Origin of the sequence: Streptococcus bovimastitidis (assembly GCF_001885095.1) — a bacterium.
GTDB lineage: Bacteria > Bacillota > Bacilli > Lactobacillales > Streptococcaceae > Streptococcus > Streptococcus bovimastitidis.
Genome location: NZ_LZDD01000001.1, coordinates 358,105 through 373,993 on the forward strand (window position 1 = coordinate 358,105; position 15,889 = coordinate 373,993).

A 15,889-nucleotide genomic window follows, 5' to 3' on the forward strand; every position below is an offset into this window, starting at 1 on the left:
GAAATTTTTAAGACTAGAAACGAAAAATTCTCAAGATTATTAAGCCATATGAATAAATTCTGCATTCAAAAATTGTAAGCTAGCAAATAAATGACCTATTACTAAAACTTATAGCAGACAGAGAAAAACAAGCCTTTAGGTGACCTATCATAGGAGCCAAAGGCTTGTTTTTTAAGGGTTTTTGGCTTAAAATAGAGACTGTAATTAATCGAAAAAAATAGGAGAAAAAAATGAAATATATTGTTAACAAAAGTAACAACCCAGCTTATAATATTGCCTTAGAAGCTTACGCTTTTAGAGAATTACTTTCAGAAGATGAAATCTTCATTTTATGGATCAATGAGCCAGCAATCATCATTGGTAAACACCAAAACACTATTCAAGAAATTAATAAAGAATATACTGATGAGCACGGAATCCACGTGGTTCGTCGCCTTTCTGGTGGTGGAGCTGTTTACCATGACCTCAATAACCTTAACTACACTATCATTTCTAACAAAACAACTGAGGGTGCCTTTGATTTTAAAACTTTCTCTCAACCTGTTATTGAAACTCTAGCTGACTTAGGTGTTAAAGCTGAATTTACTGGTCGTAACGACTTGGAAATCAATGGTAAGAAGTTCTGTGGAAATGCTCAAGCCTATTACAAAGGCCGGATGATGCACCATGGTTGTCTCCTCTTCGATGTTGACATGACAGTGCTCGGCGATGCCCTTAAAGTCAGCAAAGATAAAATCGAATCTAAAGGGATTAAATCAGTGCGTGCCCGCGTGACCAATATTCTTAACGAGTTACCAGAAAAAATTACGGTTAACGAATTCTCAGATAAAATCTTGGATAAAATGAAAGAAACATATCCAGACATGACTGAGTACGTGCTTTCTGAAGATGAATTGGCGAAAATCCAAAAATTAGCTGATGAACAATTCGGTAGCTGGAACTGGACTTACGGTAAAGCCCCTGAATACACCATCGAACGCAATGTTCGTTATGCAGCAGGAAAAATCAATACCTTTGCCAACGTTGAAAATTCTGTCATCAAAAACATCAAAATCTACGGAGACTTCTTCGGAATTAAAGATGTTCAAGACATTGAAGCCTTATTAATCGGTTCTAAATACGAATATAAAGATGTTCTTGAAAAACTTCAAGGCATCGATACAGCACAATACTTCTCAGGCATGACTGTCGAAGAAATTGCCAAAGCAATTGTTGCTTAATGAATAAGAGAAACCCATGGAATCGGATGATTTCATGGGTTTTATTAAACATACTTTTTTGAGTGCTTGGGACGGAAGCGGATCCTTTTAGAAATCTACTACTAAAACTTATGCCAAAGCTCTAATAATTTCCTAGGTGATTGACTAATCATTTTAGCTAAAAAAATATACAGAAAATAAATTGCACCCTATGAGTTGAAATGAAAAATCAAAGGCTTTTCAGTCCTTGTAATGGCATTGTTTTATCAGATTCATCAATAATTCTTGTCGGATCTCGCTTAGGTTTTGATCAGTCAATGCTCTCTTCTTAAAAAAATGCTTAGCAGTTAACAATGCAGCAAAATCAACTATAATTGCTTAAGCTGGAGAAAGCTTGCCTTTAACTGGTGAATCAGTTACCCCATTCTTCACGGCAGCTGCTTTAGCAGTTATGGCTGGTGCAGGTACGATATCTGCTGTAAAAACTAAAAAAGACTAAACATTAAGCAATATTCTACCTATTCATGATAGTAAAAAAAGCCTCTGAGGAATTGCTCCTCGGAGGTTTTTTGAATCATCATTTTTATTTCTCAAATTCGGCCTTACTTTTAACGTCTGCGTACTCTTCAGCAACTTCCTTAGCCAGGATGTCTTTGTAGGCCGGCAAGTTAAGCTCTTGTCCGTACTTGTTTTTTAAGGCAGTTGTTACCAGACGGTAGGCCAAGTTAACATTCCTAGAGAGGATTGGTCCGTGGAAGTAAGAGCCATAGACATTCTTGTAGTGAACCCCCTCACTACCATCTTCCTTATTATTGCCGTTTCCGTATACCACATTGCCCAGTGGTTTCTCATCGTCCGATAAGAACGTCCGGCCTTGGTGGTTTTCAAAGCCGTAATAGGTTTCATTAAATTCAGCATTGTGAATCTTGATGTCGCCGATAAAGCGGTTGTTTTCCTGATTCAAAGTGTAGTGGTCCATGACCCCGATGCCGTCAATTCTAACACCGTTAGCTTGGACATAGTACTGGCCTAGTAATTGAAAGCCCCCGCAGATGGCCAAAATGACCTTATCCTGGTTGATGTAATTGGCGATGGCTTCTCGTTTTGAAGGTAAATCTTTTGCCACAATAGACTGCTCATAATCCTGACCGCCGCCGAAGAAAACCAAGTCGTAGTGATCAGTATCAAAGTTGTCACCAATGGATAGGATATCTATAGTCATCTTTGCGCCCAGCTTTTCAGCCACATATTTGAGCATGAGGACATTGCCGTTATCGCCATAGGTGTTCATCAAATTGCCGTAAAGATGAGCCATATTAAGCTCATAGTTATAGTCGCGGTTGTCTGGAGATTGTAGTGAAGTATAAGTCATTAGTTCATCTCCTTTCCGACAAGGTGTTGGTTGGCCAGGATTTGGCGGAATTCAAGCATAGCAGTATAGGTAGCGAGGATATAAGCATGTTTAGCTTCTTGTTGCTGAATAGCAGCCATGACATCCTCAAGTTTTTCCAACTCCGTGATCTTGTTTTCCTCGTAGCCTGAGACCCGAAGTCTGCGAGCAATTTCCGAGTGGCGGACGCCTCCTGCATTAACTTCGGTGATGTCCATGTCATTGATCAGCTCAAAATTAGCATCCCAAATCCATGAGGTATCGATACCGTCAGCATAGTTGGCATTAAGCAAGACTGATAAAGAAAATGGATAATCTGCTAATTTAATCATTTCTAAGGACTGACTAGCACCAACTGGGTTTTTAATCAAGACTAAGGTACAAGATTTATCCCCAACAGTGAAGGTTTCCTGACGGCCAAAGACAGCCCGGCTCTTGTTGAAACCAGCCTTGATTTGTTGCGGGTCAACGCCAAAGAACTCAGCCACAGCCACAGCAGCCAAGGCATTATAAATGTTATAAAGGCCACCGACATTAATCTTGTATTCTTGTTCGTCAATAACAAAAGCTGAAGAAGAATTGGTTAATTCTGCTAGTTCAGTCAATTGGTAGTCTAAGCCTGGACGCTGGAAGTCGCAGTTAAGGCAGACGTAGTGGCCCAAATTAGCATAAGTATTTTGTTTGTATTGTAGAATATGCTCACATTTAGGGCAGAGAATACCCTCAGTATTGTAGTGGGCCAACTGTGGCTCATGTGATTCCGTATTAAAACCATAATATTTAATCGGATTAATGACTTCTTTAGAAGCAAAAATCGGACTGTCGCCATTAGCCAAAATGGTTGCCTTTGGTGCATTTTTCGCCCCGTCAAGAATCATTTGGTAGGTGGTATAAATTTCCCCATAACGGTCCATTTGATCCCGGAAAATATTGGTAAAAACAAAAAGACTTGGGGTAATGTATTGAGTTACCTTAGGCAAGCTGGCTTCATCAATCTCTAAAACAGCAATTTTTTTACCATTTTTACCAGGCTTAGCCGAAAGGAAAGTCGATACAATCCCTGTAATCATATTGGCTCCACTTGGATTGGTTAAAACCTCTCCGTAGGCTTCTTTTAAAATGCCAACAGTCAGAGCAGTGGTTAAGGTTTTCCCATTGGTCCCTGTGACAACAACAATTTCATAATCCTTAGCTAGGGTATCTAGAATGTCTTGGTCAAATTGCAAGGCTAATTTTCCTGGATAGGTTGAACCACGACCCATACTTTTTAGTACCGTCTGTGCTGTTTTTCCGGCAGTAATGCCCATTAATGTCTTCATTTTCATGTTTATATTTTAACATAGAATTGATGATTTTAGATACAGAAAAACTTTAAGAAAAATGTTATAATGTTACAGATATCTATTTCACATAGAAAGAGAGTAGTATGAGTAATCTTAGTAATATCGACGTTCGCTTTATTCAAAGTTTATTTAGTGATCCTTGGCTGGTCACCATCCACCTACTAGACATCCTGATTGTAGCCTATGCCATCTATCGCTTTATCAAGGCACTAGCCGGCACCAAAATCATGTCCTTGGTTCAAGGGGTCTTACTATTTATCATTTTGCGCTTTGTCGCGGAATGGGTAGGACTGACTACCATTACCTATCTGATGAACCAGGTCATTACTTACGGTGTCATCGCGGGTGTTATTATCTTTGCACCGGAAATTCGGGCAGGTCTCGAAAAATTTGGGCGCTCGACCCAGGTATTTCGACCTAAAGAATTAATGAGTGACGAAGAGAAACTCTTAGATGCTATCGTTAAATCAGTAGCCTATATGAGTCCCAGGAAAATTGGTGCCTTGATTGCTATCGAACAAGCACAAACCCTGCAAGAATATATTTTAACAGGGATTCCTTTGCATGCGGACATTTCTAGTCAGTTATTAATTAATATCTTTATCCCCAACACGCCTTTGCATGATGGGGCAGTTATCATTTCAGAAAACAAAGTCTTATCTTCGTGTTCTTATTTGCCACTGTCAGAATCCATGTCTATTTCCAAAGAGTTTGGAACAAGGCACCGGGCGGCAATTGGCTTATCAGAGAATTCAGATGCCATTACCATTGTCGTTTCTGAAGAAACAGGTGGTATTTCTATCACACGTAAAGGACAATTCCTTCATGATTTGTCTAAAGAAGAATTTGAGTCAGTCTTACGCTCTTATTTAATCAAGGGTGGTACACCAAATACTCCCTGGTATAAAAAATGGATGGGAGGCAAATAAGCGTGAAATCATTTTTTAACAGTCGCCTTTGGTTAGGTCTCGTCTCTATTTTCCTAGCTATCGTTCTCTTTTTAGCAGCTGCATCAAGTAGTGTATCTAATTCAAATAGCCAACTCTACAGCCCAATAGAAACCTATACGCACAGCTTAACCGATGTCCCTATCGATCTCAAGTACGATAGTGATAAATACTTTATCAGTGAGTATTCATACGGAGCCCAAGTCTATCTGACCTCTACCAACCGGATCAAGTTGGATTCTGAAGTCAATAGTGACACCCGTAATTTTAAGATTGTGGCAGATTTGTCCCACAGCAAGCCTGGTAAAGTAACAGTCCCTCTCAAGGTCAATAATTTACCATCTGGCGTTGCGGCAAAGGTGACACCGGGCAAAATTTCAGTAACCATCGGTAAGAAAAAGACCAAAACTTTTTCTGTTAGCGGTAGCGCAGATTCTAAACAGATTGCGTCTGGTTACGAAATCGCTGAAATTTCAACAGACATTAGTAAGGTAGAAGTGACTTCTGATGAATCAAAAATTGATTTAATTGACCATGTTGTGGCAAAACTACCTGATGATGTCAATTTGAAAGAAGATTATAGTGACGAGGTGACTTTACAAGCCGTTTCTGCGGACGGTACCGTACTGGCCAGCTCTATCAGTCCTGCCAGAACCAACCTCAAAGTATCTATTAAGAAAATCACAAAAGAAGTGCCAATTCGCATGTCTATGCTTGGTACTGTTAATGGTGGTCTTGCGTCTATTACGCCAAAATTATCTCGACAAACGGCGATTATTTCAGGACCTAAAGAGGTCTTGGATAATACTTATGAAGTGGTGGCTGAATTTGACATTTCAGATGTCACAAAAAATACCAATAAAACTGTAAGCTTAAAGGCTGATGGGGTTTCGATTGAACCAACTTCAGTTGTGGTTCAGTTGACAACGAAAAAGAAATAATACATAATATCAAAGGAAATTTGGAAACGGAGGAAGCGCTTAGGCGCTGAAGGATAAATTATGGGGAAATATTTTGGAACAGACGGTGTGCGTGGTGAAGCAAACATTGAGTTAACACCGGAATTAGCATTTAAATTAGGTCGCTTTGGAGGCTACGTCTTAAGCCAACATGAAACAGAACGACCAAAAGTTTTTGTAGCAAGAGATACCCGCATTTCAGGAGAAATGTTAGAATCAGCTCTTGTTGCAGGTTTGCTATCTGTTGGGATTGAAGTATACAAATTAGGTGTCCTAGCAACACCGGGTGTTTCTTACTTAGTAAGAACCGAAAATGCTAGCGCTGGTGTTATGATATCAGCCAGCCACAATCCAGCCTTGGATAACGGCATCAAATTCTTTGGTAGCGACGGCTTTAAATTAGCTGACGATCAAGAATTAGAAATAGAAGCTCTTTTAGATGCTAGTGAAGATACCCTACCTCGCCCAAGTGCTGAAGGCTTAGGAACACTTGTTGATTATCCAGAAGGCCTACGAAAATACGAAAAATTCTTAGTCTCAACTGGTCTTGACTTAGAAGGCATGAAAGTTGCCCTTGACACTGCCAACGGGGCAGCATCAGTATCAGCGCGTGATATCTTCTTAGACTTAAACGCTGACATCACTGTCATTGGTGAAAAAGCAAATGGTCTCAACATCAATGATGGCATCGGTTCAACTCATCCAGAAAAATTACAAGAACTTGTCCTTGAAAATGGTTCAGATCTTGGTTTGGCTTTTGATGGGGATAGTGACCGTTTAATTGCGGTTGATGAAGAGGGCCAAATTGTTGACGGTGATAAAGTCATGTTTATCATTGGGAAGTATCTATCAGAAAAAGGACTCCTTGCGCAAAACACCATCGTTACTACAGTGATGTCTAACCTCGGTTTTCACAAAGCTCTAGATGAACACGGCATTAATAAAGCCATCACCGCAGTCGGCGACCGCTACGTTGTCGAAGAAATGCGTAAAAACAATTATAACCTCGGTGGTGAACAATCTGGACACGTCATCATCATGGATTACAACACAACTGGTGACGGCCAACTAACAGCTATTCAATTGACCAAGGTCATGAAAGAAACTGGCAAAACCCTGTCAGAATTAGCTAGTGAAGTAACCATCTACCCACAAAAATTAGTTAACATTCGTGTTGAAAATAGCATGAAAGACAAAGCTATGGAAGTCCCAGCTATCGCAGCTATCATTGAAAAAATGGAAGCTGAGATGCAAGGCAACGGCCGCATCCTGGTAAGACCAAGTGGAACAGAGCCCCTCCTCCGTGTCATGGCAGAAGCACCAACCCATGAAGAAGTCGACTACTATGTTGATACCATCGCCGATGTTGTCCGCCAAGAAATTGGAATTGACTAAAAACAGATATTTCAAATACTATTTCAATACTTTTTCTGATCGATAGTGGTTAGAAAAAACAAAATTCGATTTAATATACTATTGAAGCTAGAACAAGTCTGTTCTAGCTTCAGCTATTTTAATTATCTGCTATCAACAAACGCTCTTAATAAAAAATAGTGAAGATGAGATGCTAAAAAGGATCCTTAAACCGATAGAAACTCATTTTCTCAATTTCTCATCTTGAAAATTAAAAATTCATTTTATAAAAAAGGAGACCTAAATGGAAGCGAAAATCCAAGAAATTCTGAAACGTTTGGATCCCCAGGCCTCTGCCTATTTTAAAGAAATCATTCCTGAATACCAAAAGGGTTATATCGATTATATCTATCAATCGGATATCTGTTCGGTTCAGAAGCGCCGCCTCAAATACATGTCTAAGCTTTTTCAGATCTGGCAGAAGAAGCCTTGGTATTACATCATGCCCATGACCCAGCATTCTGCTGAAATCATTGCCAAGGACTGGCAATATCCAGAACCCTATGATTTCTACAACCTAGCCGCAGACCCTGAAGACTATGCGGAGATGATGGATACCGAGCTTCGTCAAAACAGCTACTTTCAGGTCATCCGCAATGGGATTCTCTTTGGCTTTGCCTCATTTCAAGAGCAGGGCTCAGAACTGGAAATCGGTCTTGGCATGGCTCCCAAGTGGACTGGGCAATCCCATGGTGCAGCCTTCCTAAAAGCCATTGAAGACTACGCCCAATCCAATTATCAAGCTCAAACTTTTGTTCTTAATGTTGCGACCTTTAATAGCCGAGCCATTAAATGTTATAAAAATCTAGGATACCAAGCTGAGACCATTTTCAAACAAGCTACAAATGGCAGCGTCTATGACTTTGTCAAAATGACTAAGGCAGTAGAGCAAGGCCCCAGCAGTAAGAATTAATCTTGTTAGGCTGACCTTTAAAACAAAAGTGGTATAATAATACTATGAAGAAAAAACCAAGTTCAGCTTACGTGCACATCCCCTTTTGTACACAAATTTGTTATTATTGTGACTTTTCCAAAGTCTTTATCAAAAATCAGCCTGTCGATGCCTATCTTCAGGCTCTTATTGCTGAATTTCGTTCTTATGACATCAAGCAATTGAAGACCCTTTACATCGGTGGTGGTACCCCGACAGCCATTACCGCCCAGCAATTAGACTACCTGCTGACAGAATTAACAAGAGGCCTAGACCTCTCTGTCTTAGAAGAATTCACAATCGAAGCCAACCCAGGAGATCTAGACGCAGAAAAAGTGGCAGTCCTCAAGAATTCAGCCGTCAACCGCATCTCGCTAGGGGTGCAAACCTTTAATGATAAGCATTTAAAACAAATTGGCCGCAGCCATAATGAAGCGCAAATCTATGAAACTATTGATAGCCTTAAAGCAGCCGGTTTCCATAATATTTCGATCGATTTAATCTACGCTCTCCCAGGACAAACCTTGGATCAGGTCAAAGAAAATGTAGCCAAGGCCCTAGCCTTAGATATTCCCCATCTCAGCCTTTACAGCCTGATTCTGGAGCATCATACCGTCTTTATGAATAAGATGCGCCGTGGCAAACTCAACCTACCAACAGAAGACTTAGAAGCTGAAATGTTTGAGTACATCATCACCGAAATGGAGGCCAATGGCTTCGAACATTACGAAATTTCCAACTTCGGCAAACCAGGCTTTTTCAGCCAGCATAATCTCATGTACTGGGATAACGACGAGTATTACGGCTGTGGTGCCGGTGCCTCGGGTTACTTGGACGGCGTCCGTTACCGCAATCGGGTTCCCATCCAACACTACCTCAAGGCCGTGGCCGAGGGCAATGCCCGCCTGACAGAAGAGGTTCTGACCATGGAAGAGATGATGGAAGAAGAGCTCTTCCTGGGCTTGCGGAAAAAGACAGGTGTTTCCATCCCTCAATTTGAAGCCAAGTTTCCTTATTCTTTTGAAGAAAGGTACGGCCAAATTGTGAAAGAACTGGTAGCAGATGGGCTCCTAGTCGATGACCCCCAAATCGTGCGCATGACCAAACGAGGCCTCTTCTTAGGGGACTCCGTAGCAGAGAAATTTATTTTACAATAGGAGAATTAACATGGGATTACAATATCAAGAAAGCTTCACCATGCCCTTTGACTTGTGTGATGTCAAACACGATGCCAAATTACCTTTATTATTGGCCTACTGTCTAACCGTCTCTGCCCGTCAATCCAACGGCTTAAATCGCAGTGATGCCTACGTTTTAGAACACTTCAATCTCATTTGGATTATCACTGACTATGAAGTCAATATCAAACGCCTCCCCGTTTTCAATGAGACCATTACCATCAAAACAGAAGCTGTCTCATACAATAAATTATTCTGTTATCGCCAGTTTAATATTTACGACCAAGAAGGTAATGAATTAGCAGATATCCTAACCTTCTTTGCCCTTATGAATCCAGAAACCCGTAAGGTTTCAACCATTCCAGAAGAATTAGTCCAACCTTATGAATCTGAATTTGTGAAAAAAATGCGCCGGGCCTTTAAACCGGAAGCTTTGGAAAATCCAGAAGAAAAAACCTATCATGTCCGTTATTTTGATATCGATATGAACGGCCATGTCAACAACAGCAAGTACTTGGATTGGATGTATGATAGTCTAGGCTATGATTTCCTCAGACACCATAACCCTGTCAGCCTGCGCCTCAAATATGTCAAAGAAGTTGCGCCAGGCGGTCAGATCACATCCAGCTTTGTCCAAGATGATTTAACCACCCGCCATGAGATCAAATCCGAAGGGCAGGTAAACGCGCAAGCCATCATTGAATGGATGAGAATCGACTAAAAGGAGTTAGCTGTGACCTATAAAGGCTATTTAATTGACTTAGATGGAACAATTTACAAAGGAAAAGAGCGCATCCCCGCAGGTCAGCGTTTTATCCAAAGACTGCAGGAGCAAAACGTTCCCTATCTTTTGGTAACCAATAATACCACGCGGACACCTGAAATGGTGCAGGACATGCTGTCGAGCCAGTTTGACATTGAGACACCACTTGCGACCATTTACACGGCAACCATGGCCACCGTGGATTACATGAATGATATGAATCGGGGCAAAACCGCCTACGTTATCGGCGAAACAGGCCTCAAAAGTGCCATCGCCCAAGCCGGCTACCAGGAAGATACTGAAAATCCTGCTTATGTCGTGGTAGGCCTTGATACCCAGTTGACCTACGAAATGCTCTCGGTAGCGACCTTAGCTATCGCAAAAGGTGCCCTTTTCATCGGAACTAACCCAGACTTAAATATTCCAACAGAAAGAGGGCTTATGCCGGGTGCAGGTTCCTTAGTTGCACTATTAGAATCAGCTACCCGTGTCAAACCGGTCTTCATCGGCAAACCCAATGCTATCATCATGAACAAGGCCCTAGAGATCTTAGGTGTTAAACGGTCGGAAGCTATTATGGTTGGCGATAATTACCTAACTGATATCATGGCAGGCATCCAAAATGATGTGGCAACACTACTTGTGACAACCGGTTTTACCAAGCCAGAAGAAGTACCAAGTCTCCCGGTTCAACCGGATTATGTGATGGCTAGCTTAGATGAGTGGGAGCTGTGATGAAAGAGAAATTGCAAATGCTATCAACTTTCATCTGGGTCCTCTCATTATCTGTCCTTTTAACCATTTATTTGGCCTGGCTTTTCTATCCCATCGAAGTGGATCTACTGAAGATTACAAAAGTGGTTTTTATGACAAAAAAATCCATTCTTTATAACTTCAACGGCCTCATGAACTACTTGACCAATCCCTTAGTCAAGTCCCTAAAGTTTGCCAGCTTCACAGCCTCAAAAGCAGGCTTAGCCCACTTCGCAGACGTCAAAGGACTTTTTCACTTAACCCAAGCTTTGTTTGTCCTCAGCTCCCTACCAGCTCTGCCATTTCTCTATAAGAACATCGAAGCAAAAACATTAGGACTCTACAGCCACTTTCTTGGCCTGGCTGTTATCTTGCCCCTAGCCATTGCGGCCATGGCGCTACTCATAGGTTTCGACAACTTCTTTGTCCTTTTCCACCATATCCTCTTTGTCGGTAAGGACAACTGGTCCTTTGACCCCTTAACGGATCCCGTCATTTGGATCCTACCCGAAACCTTTTTCATGCATTGCTTCATCCTATTTTTCATTCTTTATGAAGCCATTTTCATCGGACTATTTGGCATAAGCAGAAGAAGGAAATAATGAAAACAAGTTCAATAAAGAGCTTGTTTGTTTTGAAATAAAATTTATGAAAACTGTCTACTTTCTTTGAACCACAATTGGAAAGTATCAAAAAGAACGAAAGAAAACAGAATTACTTTTTTCCCTTTTCTCATGAAAAGGGTATTTTTGTATTTCATTAAAGTTATTACTAAATTTTATCCAAGCTTATTTTGATAATGAATATTTATTACGAAAAATAGACAAAAAATGCATATTGAATTTGTCGTTTTCATAAATTTTCCATGGAATATTTCTGTAAAAACAGTGTAAATAAAGGCTTTTTAGATGTTTTTATCAATTTATTGATTTTCTGTTTGCAAGCCCTTACATATGTGTTATAATGAGAAAAAATAAGAGGAGAACTTCTAATGGAAAAAACATTTTTTATGATAAAACCGGATGGTGTTAAACGTGGCTTAGTTGGCGACGTTCTTGCTCGCATGGAAAAACGTGGCTTCACTTTTGACCAACTTCAATTGGTAACACCGACTAAAGAACAATTTGATCAACATTACTATCAATTGGTTGATAAACCATTTTACCCTGGAATGATGGACTACATGATGAGTGGTCCAATCCTGATTGGTATTATTTCGGGATATGAAGTCATTGAGTCATGGCGTACCATGATGGGGAAAACAAATCCTAAAGAAGCAGCTCCAGGAACAATCCGTAGCGATTTTGCCCAAGCACCAAATGATAAGGGTGAAATGATGAACGTTGTTCATGGTTCTGATTCTCGTGATTCAGCTAAACGTGAAATTGAACTTTGGTTTGGTAAAGAAGCAGCTGAAGAAGTTAAATAATAAAAAAAGAATAGCTATACTTAAGTCAGTACTTGGAATTTCCTCTTGTCTGACTCAGTAATAGAGCTATTCTTTTTTGTCTTTCTCTTGTCGAGCTACCTCTGGAAGAAGTTTTTCTTCAAAGGCTAGGCGATCTAAGTAAGCTTCCTCTTTTGTTCGTCTCGTAGGTCCGTGATAATGTTGACCTTTGACACAGATACGAGCAATGAAGCCCTGTCCATGGCTGTAAACCCCTTTGAAACCAGAGGTGTTGTTTTTGTTTTGACGATTTTCAAACATATCAATGACGACCCCGTCAATGATGGTCTTTTTAGCGTTCAATGCACATAAATCTTTCATTCTTGTATCTCGGTGGAGACAACCACAAGACCTTGTCTTTCCTCGTCTCAGTAAAGAGGTGTAAGCCTCTATGATTTTCCCACAATCACAGCGGCAGATGTAGACCACCTCATTATTACCGGCTCTTTTATCAGTTCTTTTGATGACTTTCAGCCTACCGAATCTCTCTCCAGTGAGATTTAATCTTTTCATAAGGTTAATTATAACACAGAATACTAATTAAATAAGAAGAAAACAATGACAATTTGCTTACAAAAAGGTAGCATTTTCATGATAAATAATAACATTATCAGATAGCTTAACCTGACCAAACCACTTTTTACAGGATTATTCTTATAGCGCTTTAACCTGTCTTTTGTTATAATTAAGGGTAACGAAAAATTGTATAGGAATAAAACGTGAATGAATAGTCAAGAATTGAAACAAAGACAAGAAAAAATCAGAAATTTTTCGATTATTGCCCATATTGACCATGGCAAATCGACTTTGGCAGATAGAATTTTAGAAAAAACAGAAACGGTTTCTTCTCGTGAGATGCAAGCCCAACTTTTGGATTCGATGGATTTGGAAAGAGAACGTGGGATTACCATTAAACTCAATGCTATTGAGCTTAATTATACAGCCAAAGATGGAGAAACTTATATTCTTCACCTGATTGACACCCCAGGACACGTGGACTTTACTTATGAGGTATCTCGTTCCCTTGCTGCCTGTGAAGGCGCAGTACTAGTTGTCGATGCGGCTCAAGGGATTGAAGCTCAGACCCTTGCTAATGTTTATTTAGCCTTAGACAATGACTTGGAAATTCTTCCAGTTATCAATAAAATTGATTTGCCCGCTGCTGATCCAGAAAGGGTTCGTCAGGAAGTCGAAGATGTTATTGGACTTGATGCCTCTGAAGCAGTTTTAGCTTCAGCCAAAGCAGGTATTGGGATAGAAGAAATCTTGGAACAAATTGTTGAAAAGGTCCCAGCACCAACAGGTGATGTGGATGCCCCATTACAAGCCTTGATTTTTGACTCAGCTTATGATGCCTACCGTGGCGTTATTCTTCAGGTTCGGATTATCAATGGTATTGTTAAACCAGGTGACAAGATTCAAATGATGTCAAATGGTAAAACCTTTGACGTTACTGAAGTTGGTATTTTCACCCCGAAAACAGTGGGTCGTCAATTCTTAGCAACCGGAGACGTTGGTTACATCGCAGCATCTATTAAGACGGTGGCTGATACACGTGTAGGTGATACTGTCACGCTTGCAACCAATCCTGCTGCTGAACCTCTGCACGGCTATAAACAAATGAATCCAATGGTCTTTGCCGGCCTTTACCCGATTGAGTCCAACAAGTACAACGACTTACGGGAAGCCTTGGAGAAGTTGCAGCTTAACGATGCCAGCTTGCAATTTGAGCCTGAGACCTCGCAAGCGCTTGGTTTTGGTTTCCGTTGTGGTTTCTTGGGTCTCTTGCATATGGATGTTATTCAAGAGCGTCTGGAGCGTGAATTCAATATTGACTTAATTATGACAGCGCCATCGGTAGTATACCAAATCAACACCACAGATGGCGAAATGGTTCGCGTGTCAAACCCGTCCGAGTTCCCAGATCCAACTAAGGTCGAGTCCATCGAGGAACCTTACGTTAAAGCGCAAATCATGGTGCCTCAGGAGTTCGTAGGGGCTGTTATGGAATTAGCCCAAAGGAAGCGCGGCGATTTCGTAACCATGGATTATATTGATGATAACCGCGTCAATGTTATCTATCAGATTCCTCTGGCAGAAATTGTTTTTGACTTCTTTGACAAGCTTAAATCATCAACCCGCGGCTACGCCAGCTTTGATTACGAGATTTCCGAATACCGCAAATCCCAATTGGTTAAAATGGATATCCTTCTCAATGCTGAAAAAGTTGATGCCCTCAGCTTTATTGTCCACCGCGAATTTGCCTACGAACGTGGAAAACTTATTGTTGAAAAATTAAAGAAAATCATCCCACGCCAACAATTTGAAGTGCCAATCCAAGCAGCCATCGGCCAAAAAATCGTTGCCCGTTCCGACATCAAAGCCTTACGTAAAAACGTCTTGGCCAAATGTTATGGTGGTGACGTTTCCCGTAAACGCAAACTCTTAGAAAAACAAAAAGCCGGTAAGAAACGGATGAAAGCCATCGGTTCCGTCGAAGTCCCACAAGAAGCTTTCCTAAGCGTTCTCTCAATGGATGAAGACACTAAAAAATAAAAGTAATGAAAGTGAAGACAAAGGAATTGTCTTTGCTTTTTTTGATGCCAGTTTTTTTGATTATGATAATGACAAACAATCTCATAAATTAAACGAGAAATTGCGACAAATTAACAAGTAGAATGATAAATTTAGAAAGTTAAAACCCAGTTCCTGTCACAGCCACGAGCGAACGAAGTTCGCCCCCCCAGATACTTTCCTCCGTAGTGGAAGTAACTGAAAAGAAATTTCAGTTACCGGAATTTTTTAGACCTAGGCTAAAAAATTAGCAATGGAATCACGCAGTGAGTCGCTTGCGTCCGCACTACTACAGGAAAGTATCAAAAAGAAAAGTAATGAATTATGTAGGAAGAAACTGCAGGAAGTTTCTCTTTTTTCTTCAACAGTCACTTCCCTAACTGTTGAACCCATCCGTGCTGCTTAAGTAAAGTGTCAACAAAAGATATAAGAAAATGGATAGGAAAGTATCAAAAAATGGAAACAGTAAAATCCTTACAAGAAGTCATTCTTGCAAGAATTTGTTACAATAAAAAGAAAGTTTATTTTTCACGTAGGAGGGACTTATGGAAGATAAAGAAAGCTTGCGCCACCGGATTGGAGACTTGGCCTATGAAGTGACGCAAAACGCGGCAACTGAAAGAGCCTATACAGGGCAATATGACAATTTCTTTGACAAAGGGATCTATGTGGATGTGGTCAGTGGTGAAGTCCTCTTTTCATCACTGGACAAGTACCAGTCTGGCTGTGGCTGGCCAGCCTTTACCAAGCCAATTGATAACCGCCTGGTGACCAACCATGAGGATCCCTCCTTTGGTATGCATCGGGTTGAGGTGCGCAGTCGTCAAGCCCAGTCCCACTTAGGCCATGTCTTTAATGATGGCCCCAAAGAAGCAGGAGGCTTGCGTTACTGCATTAATTCAGCAGCTCTCCGCTTTATTCCCTATCAAGACATGGAAAATGAAGGCTACGCCCAGTACTTAGATCTCTTTAGAATCGAGGAAGATTAAACA

15 protein-coding genes and 1 pseudogene are annotated in these 15,889 nt (G+C 40.7%); 13 read left to right on the forward strand and 3 right to left on the reverse strand.

Annotated features, from left to right (window positions below):
• Positions 1-230 precede the first annotated feature (230 nt).
• A complete protein-coding gene (locus tag A9Q68_RS01700) occupies positions 231-1,220 on the forward strand; it encodes a lipoate--protein ligase (protein WP_071792933.1) in 990 nt (329 codons plus the stop codon).
• Between the two features lie 367 nt (positions 1,221-1,587).
• Positions 1,588-1,698, forward strand: a pseudogene (locus A9Q68_RS01705) (LPXTG cell wall anchor domain-containing protein); the annotation flags it as partial.
• Between the two features lie 84 nt (positions 1,699-1,782).
• Here A9Q68_RS01705 and gatD read toward each other — a convergent pair.
• Both gatD and murT read right to left on the reverse strand, forming a co-directional pair.
• Complete coding sequence (gatD, locus tag A9Q68_RS01710; protein WP_071792935.1) at positions 1,783-2,571, reverse strand: lipid II isoglutaminyl synthase subunit GatD; 789 nt, start codon at positions 2,569-2,571, stop codon at positions 1,783-1,785.
• On the reverse strand, positions 2,571-3,914 hold the full coding sequence (murT, locus tag A9Q68_RS01715) for a lipid II isoglutaminyl synthase subunit MurT (protein ID WP_071792936.1): 1,344 nt from the start codon (positions 3,912-3,914) through the stop codon (positions 2,571-2,573). The genes gatD and murT overlap by 1 nt, the downstream gene beginning before the upstream one ends.
• A gap of 101 nt (positions 3,915-4,015) precedes the next feature.
• On the opposite strand from murT, the gene cdaA reads away from it, so the two are divergent.
• The 9 genes from cdaA (at position 4,016) to ndk (ending at position 12,305) form a co-directional block, all read left to right on the forward strand.
• Positions 4,016-4,861 (forward strand): diadenylate cyclase CdaA, encoded by an 846-nt coding sequence (gene cdaA / locus A9Q68_RS01720; protein WP_071792937.1) that lies wholly within the window; start codon positions 4,016-4,018, stop codon positions 4,859-4,861.
• A gap of 2 nt (positions 4,862-4,863) precedes the next feature.
• A complete protein-coding gene (locus A9Q68_RS01725) occupies positions 4,864-5,820 on the forward strand; it encodes a CdaR family protein (RefSeq protein ID WP_071792938.1) in 957 nt (318 codons plus the stop codon).
• 60 nt (positions 5,821-5,880) lie between these two features.
• On the forward strand, positions 5,881-7,233 hold the full coding sequence (gene glmM, locus A9Q68_RS01730; protein ID WP_071792939.1) for a phosphoglucosamine mutase: 1,353 nt from the start codon (positions 5,881-5,883) through the stop codon (positions 7,231-7,233).
• A 262-nt stretch (positions 7,234-7,495) separates the two neighbouring features.
• Complete coding sequence (locus A9Q68_RS01735) at positions 7,496-8,164, forward strand: GNAT family N-acetyltransferase (RefSeq protein ID WP_071792940.1); 669 nt, start codon at positions 7,496-7,498, stop codon at positions 8,162-8,164.
• A 44-nt stretch (positions 8,165-8,208) separates the two neighbouring features.
• Entirely contained in the window at positions 8,209-9,339 is a 1,131-nt protein-coding gene (gene hemW / locus A9Q68_RS01740; RefSeq protein ID WP_071792941.1) for a radical SAM family heme chaperone HemW, read from the forward strand.
• 10 nt (positions 9,340-9,349) lie between these two features.
• Positions 9,350-10,081 carry an acyl-ACP thioesterase domain-containing protein gene (locus tag A9Q68_RS01745; protein WP_071792942.1) on the forward strand — a complete coding sequence of 244 codons (732 nt, stop codon included), beginning with the start codon at positions 9,350-9,352 and terminating at the stop codon, positions 10,079-10,081.
• A 12-nt stretch (positions 10,082-10,093) separates the two neighbouring features.
• A complete protein-coding gene (locus A9Q68_RS01750) occupies positions 10,094-10,858 on the forward strand; it encodes a TIGR01457 family HAD-type hydrolase (RefSeq protein ID WP_071792943.1) in 765 nt (254 codons plus the stop codon).
• On the forward strand, positions 10,858-11,478 hold the full coding sequence (locus A9Q68_RS01755; protein ID WP_071792944.1) for a TIGR01906 family membrane protein: 621 nt from the start codon (positions 10,858-10,860) through the stop codon (positions 11,476-11,478). The genes A9Q68_RS01750 and A9Q68_RS01755 overlap by 1 nt, the downstream gene beginning before the upstream one ends.
• Before the next feature lie 389 nt (positions 11,479-11,867).
• Positions 11,868-12,305 (forward strand): nucleoside-diphosphate kinase, encoded by a 438-nt coding sequence (gene ndk / locus A9Q68_RS01760; protein WP_071792945.1) that lies wholly within the window; start codon positions 11,868-11,870, stop codon positions 12,303-12,305.
• A gap of 66 nt (positions 12,306-12,371) precedes the next feature.
• Here ndk and A9Q68_RS10940 read toward each other — a convergent pair whose 3' ends face one another.
• Positions 12,372-12,644, reverse strand: coding sequence for a hypothetical protein (locus tag A9Q68_RS10940; RefSeq protein WP_071792946.1), 273 nt, complete (start codon positions 12,642-12,644; stop codon positions 12,372-12,374).
• Between the two features lie 402 nt (positions 12,645-13,046).
• Between A9Q68_RS10940 and lepA the strand changes: the two genes are divergently transcribed.
• A complete protein-coding gene (gene lepA / locus A9Q68_RS01770; RefSeq protein ID WP_071792947.1) occupies positions 13,047-14,879 on the forward strand; it encodes a translation elongation factor 4 in 1,833 nt (610 codons plus the stop codon).
• 563 nt (positions 14,880-15,442) lie between these two features.
• Complete coding sequence (gene msrB / locus A9Q68_RS01775) at positions 15,443-15,886, forward strand: peptide-methionine (R)-S-oxide reductase MsrB (protein ID WP_071792948.1); 444 nt, start codon at positions 15,443-15,445, stop codon at positions 15,884-15,886.
• Positions 15,887-15,889: the final 3 nt, after the last annotated feature.

Bases quoted from the DNA above. Each gene is read 5' to 3' on its own strand.
- A9Q68_RS01700 (WP_071792933.1), top strand. From the start codon at position 231: ATGAAATATATTGTTAACAAAAGTAACAACCCAGCTTATAATATTGCC.
- gatD (WP_071792935.1), bottom strand. From the start codon at position 2,571: ATGACTTATACTTCACTACAATCTCCAGACAACCGCGACTATAACTAT.
- murT (WP_071792936.1), bottom strand. From the start codon at position 3,914: ATGAAAATGAAGACATTAATGGGCATTACTGCCGGAAAAACAGCACAG.
- cdaA (WP_071792937.1), top strand. From the start codon at position 4,016: ATGAGTAATCTTAGTAATATCGACGTTCGCTTTATTCAAAGTTTATTT.
- glmM (WP_071792939.1), top strand. From the start codon at position 5,881: ATGGGGAAATATTTTGGAACAGACGGTGTGCGTGGTGAAGCAAACATT.
- A9Q68_RS01735 (WP_071792940.1), top strand. From the start codon at position 7,496: ATGGAAGCGAAAATCCAAGAAATTCTGAAACGTTTGGATCCCCAGGCC.
- hemW (WP_071792941.1), top strand. From the start codon at position 8,209: ATGAAGAAAAAACCAAGTTCAGCTTACGTGCACATCCCCTTTTGTACA.
- A9Q68_RS01745 (WP_071792942.1), top strand. From the start codon at position 9,350: ATGGGATTACAATATCAAGAAAGCTTCACCATGCCCTTTGACTTGTGT.
- A9Q68_RS01755 (WP_071792944.1), top strand. From the start codon at position 10,858: ATGAAAGAGAAATTGCAAATGCTATCAACTTTCATCTGGGTCCTCTCA.
- ndk (WP_071792945.1), top strand. From the start codon at position 11,868: ATGGAAAAAACATTTTTTATGATAAAACCGGATGGTGTTAAACGTGGC.
- A9Q68_RS10940 (WP_071792946.1), bottom strand. From the start codon at position 12,644: ATGAAAGATTTATGTGCATTGAACGCTAAAAAGACCATCATTGACGGG.
- lepA (WP_071792947.1), top strand. From the start codon at position 13,047: ATGAATAGTCAAGAATTGAAACAAAGACAAGAAAAAATCAGAAATTTT.
- msrB (WP_071792948.1), top strand. From the start codon at position 15,443: ATGGAAGATAAAGAAAGCTTGCGCCACCGGATTGGAGACTTGGCCTAT.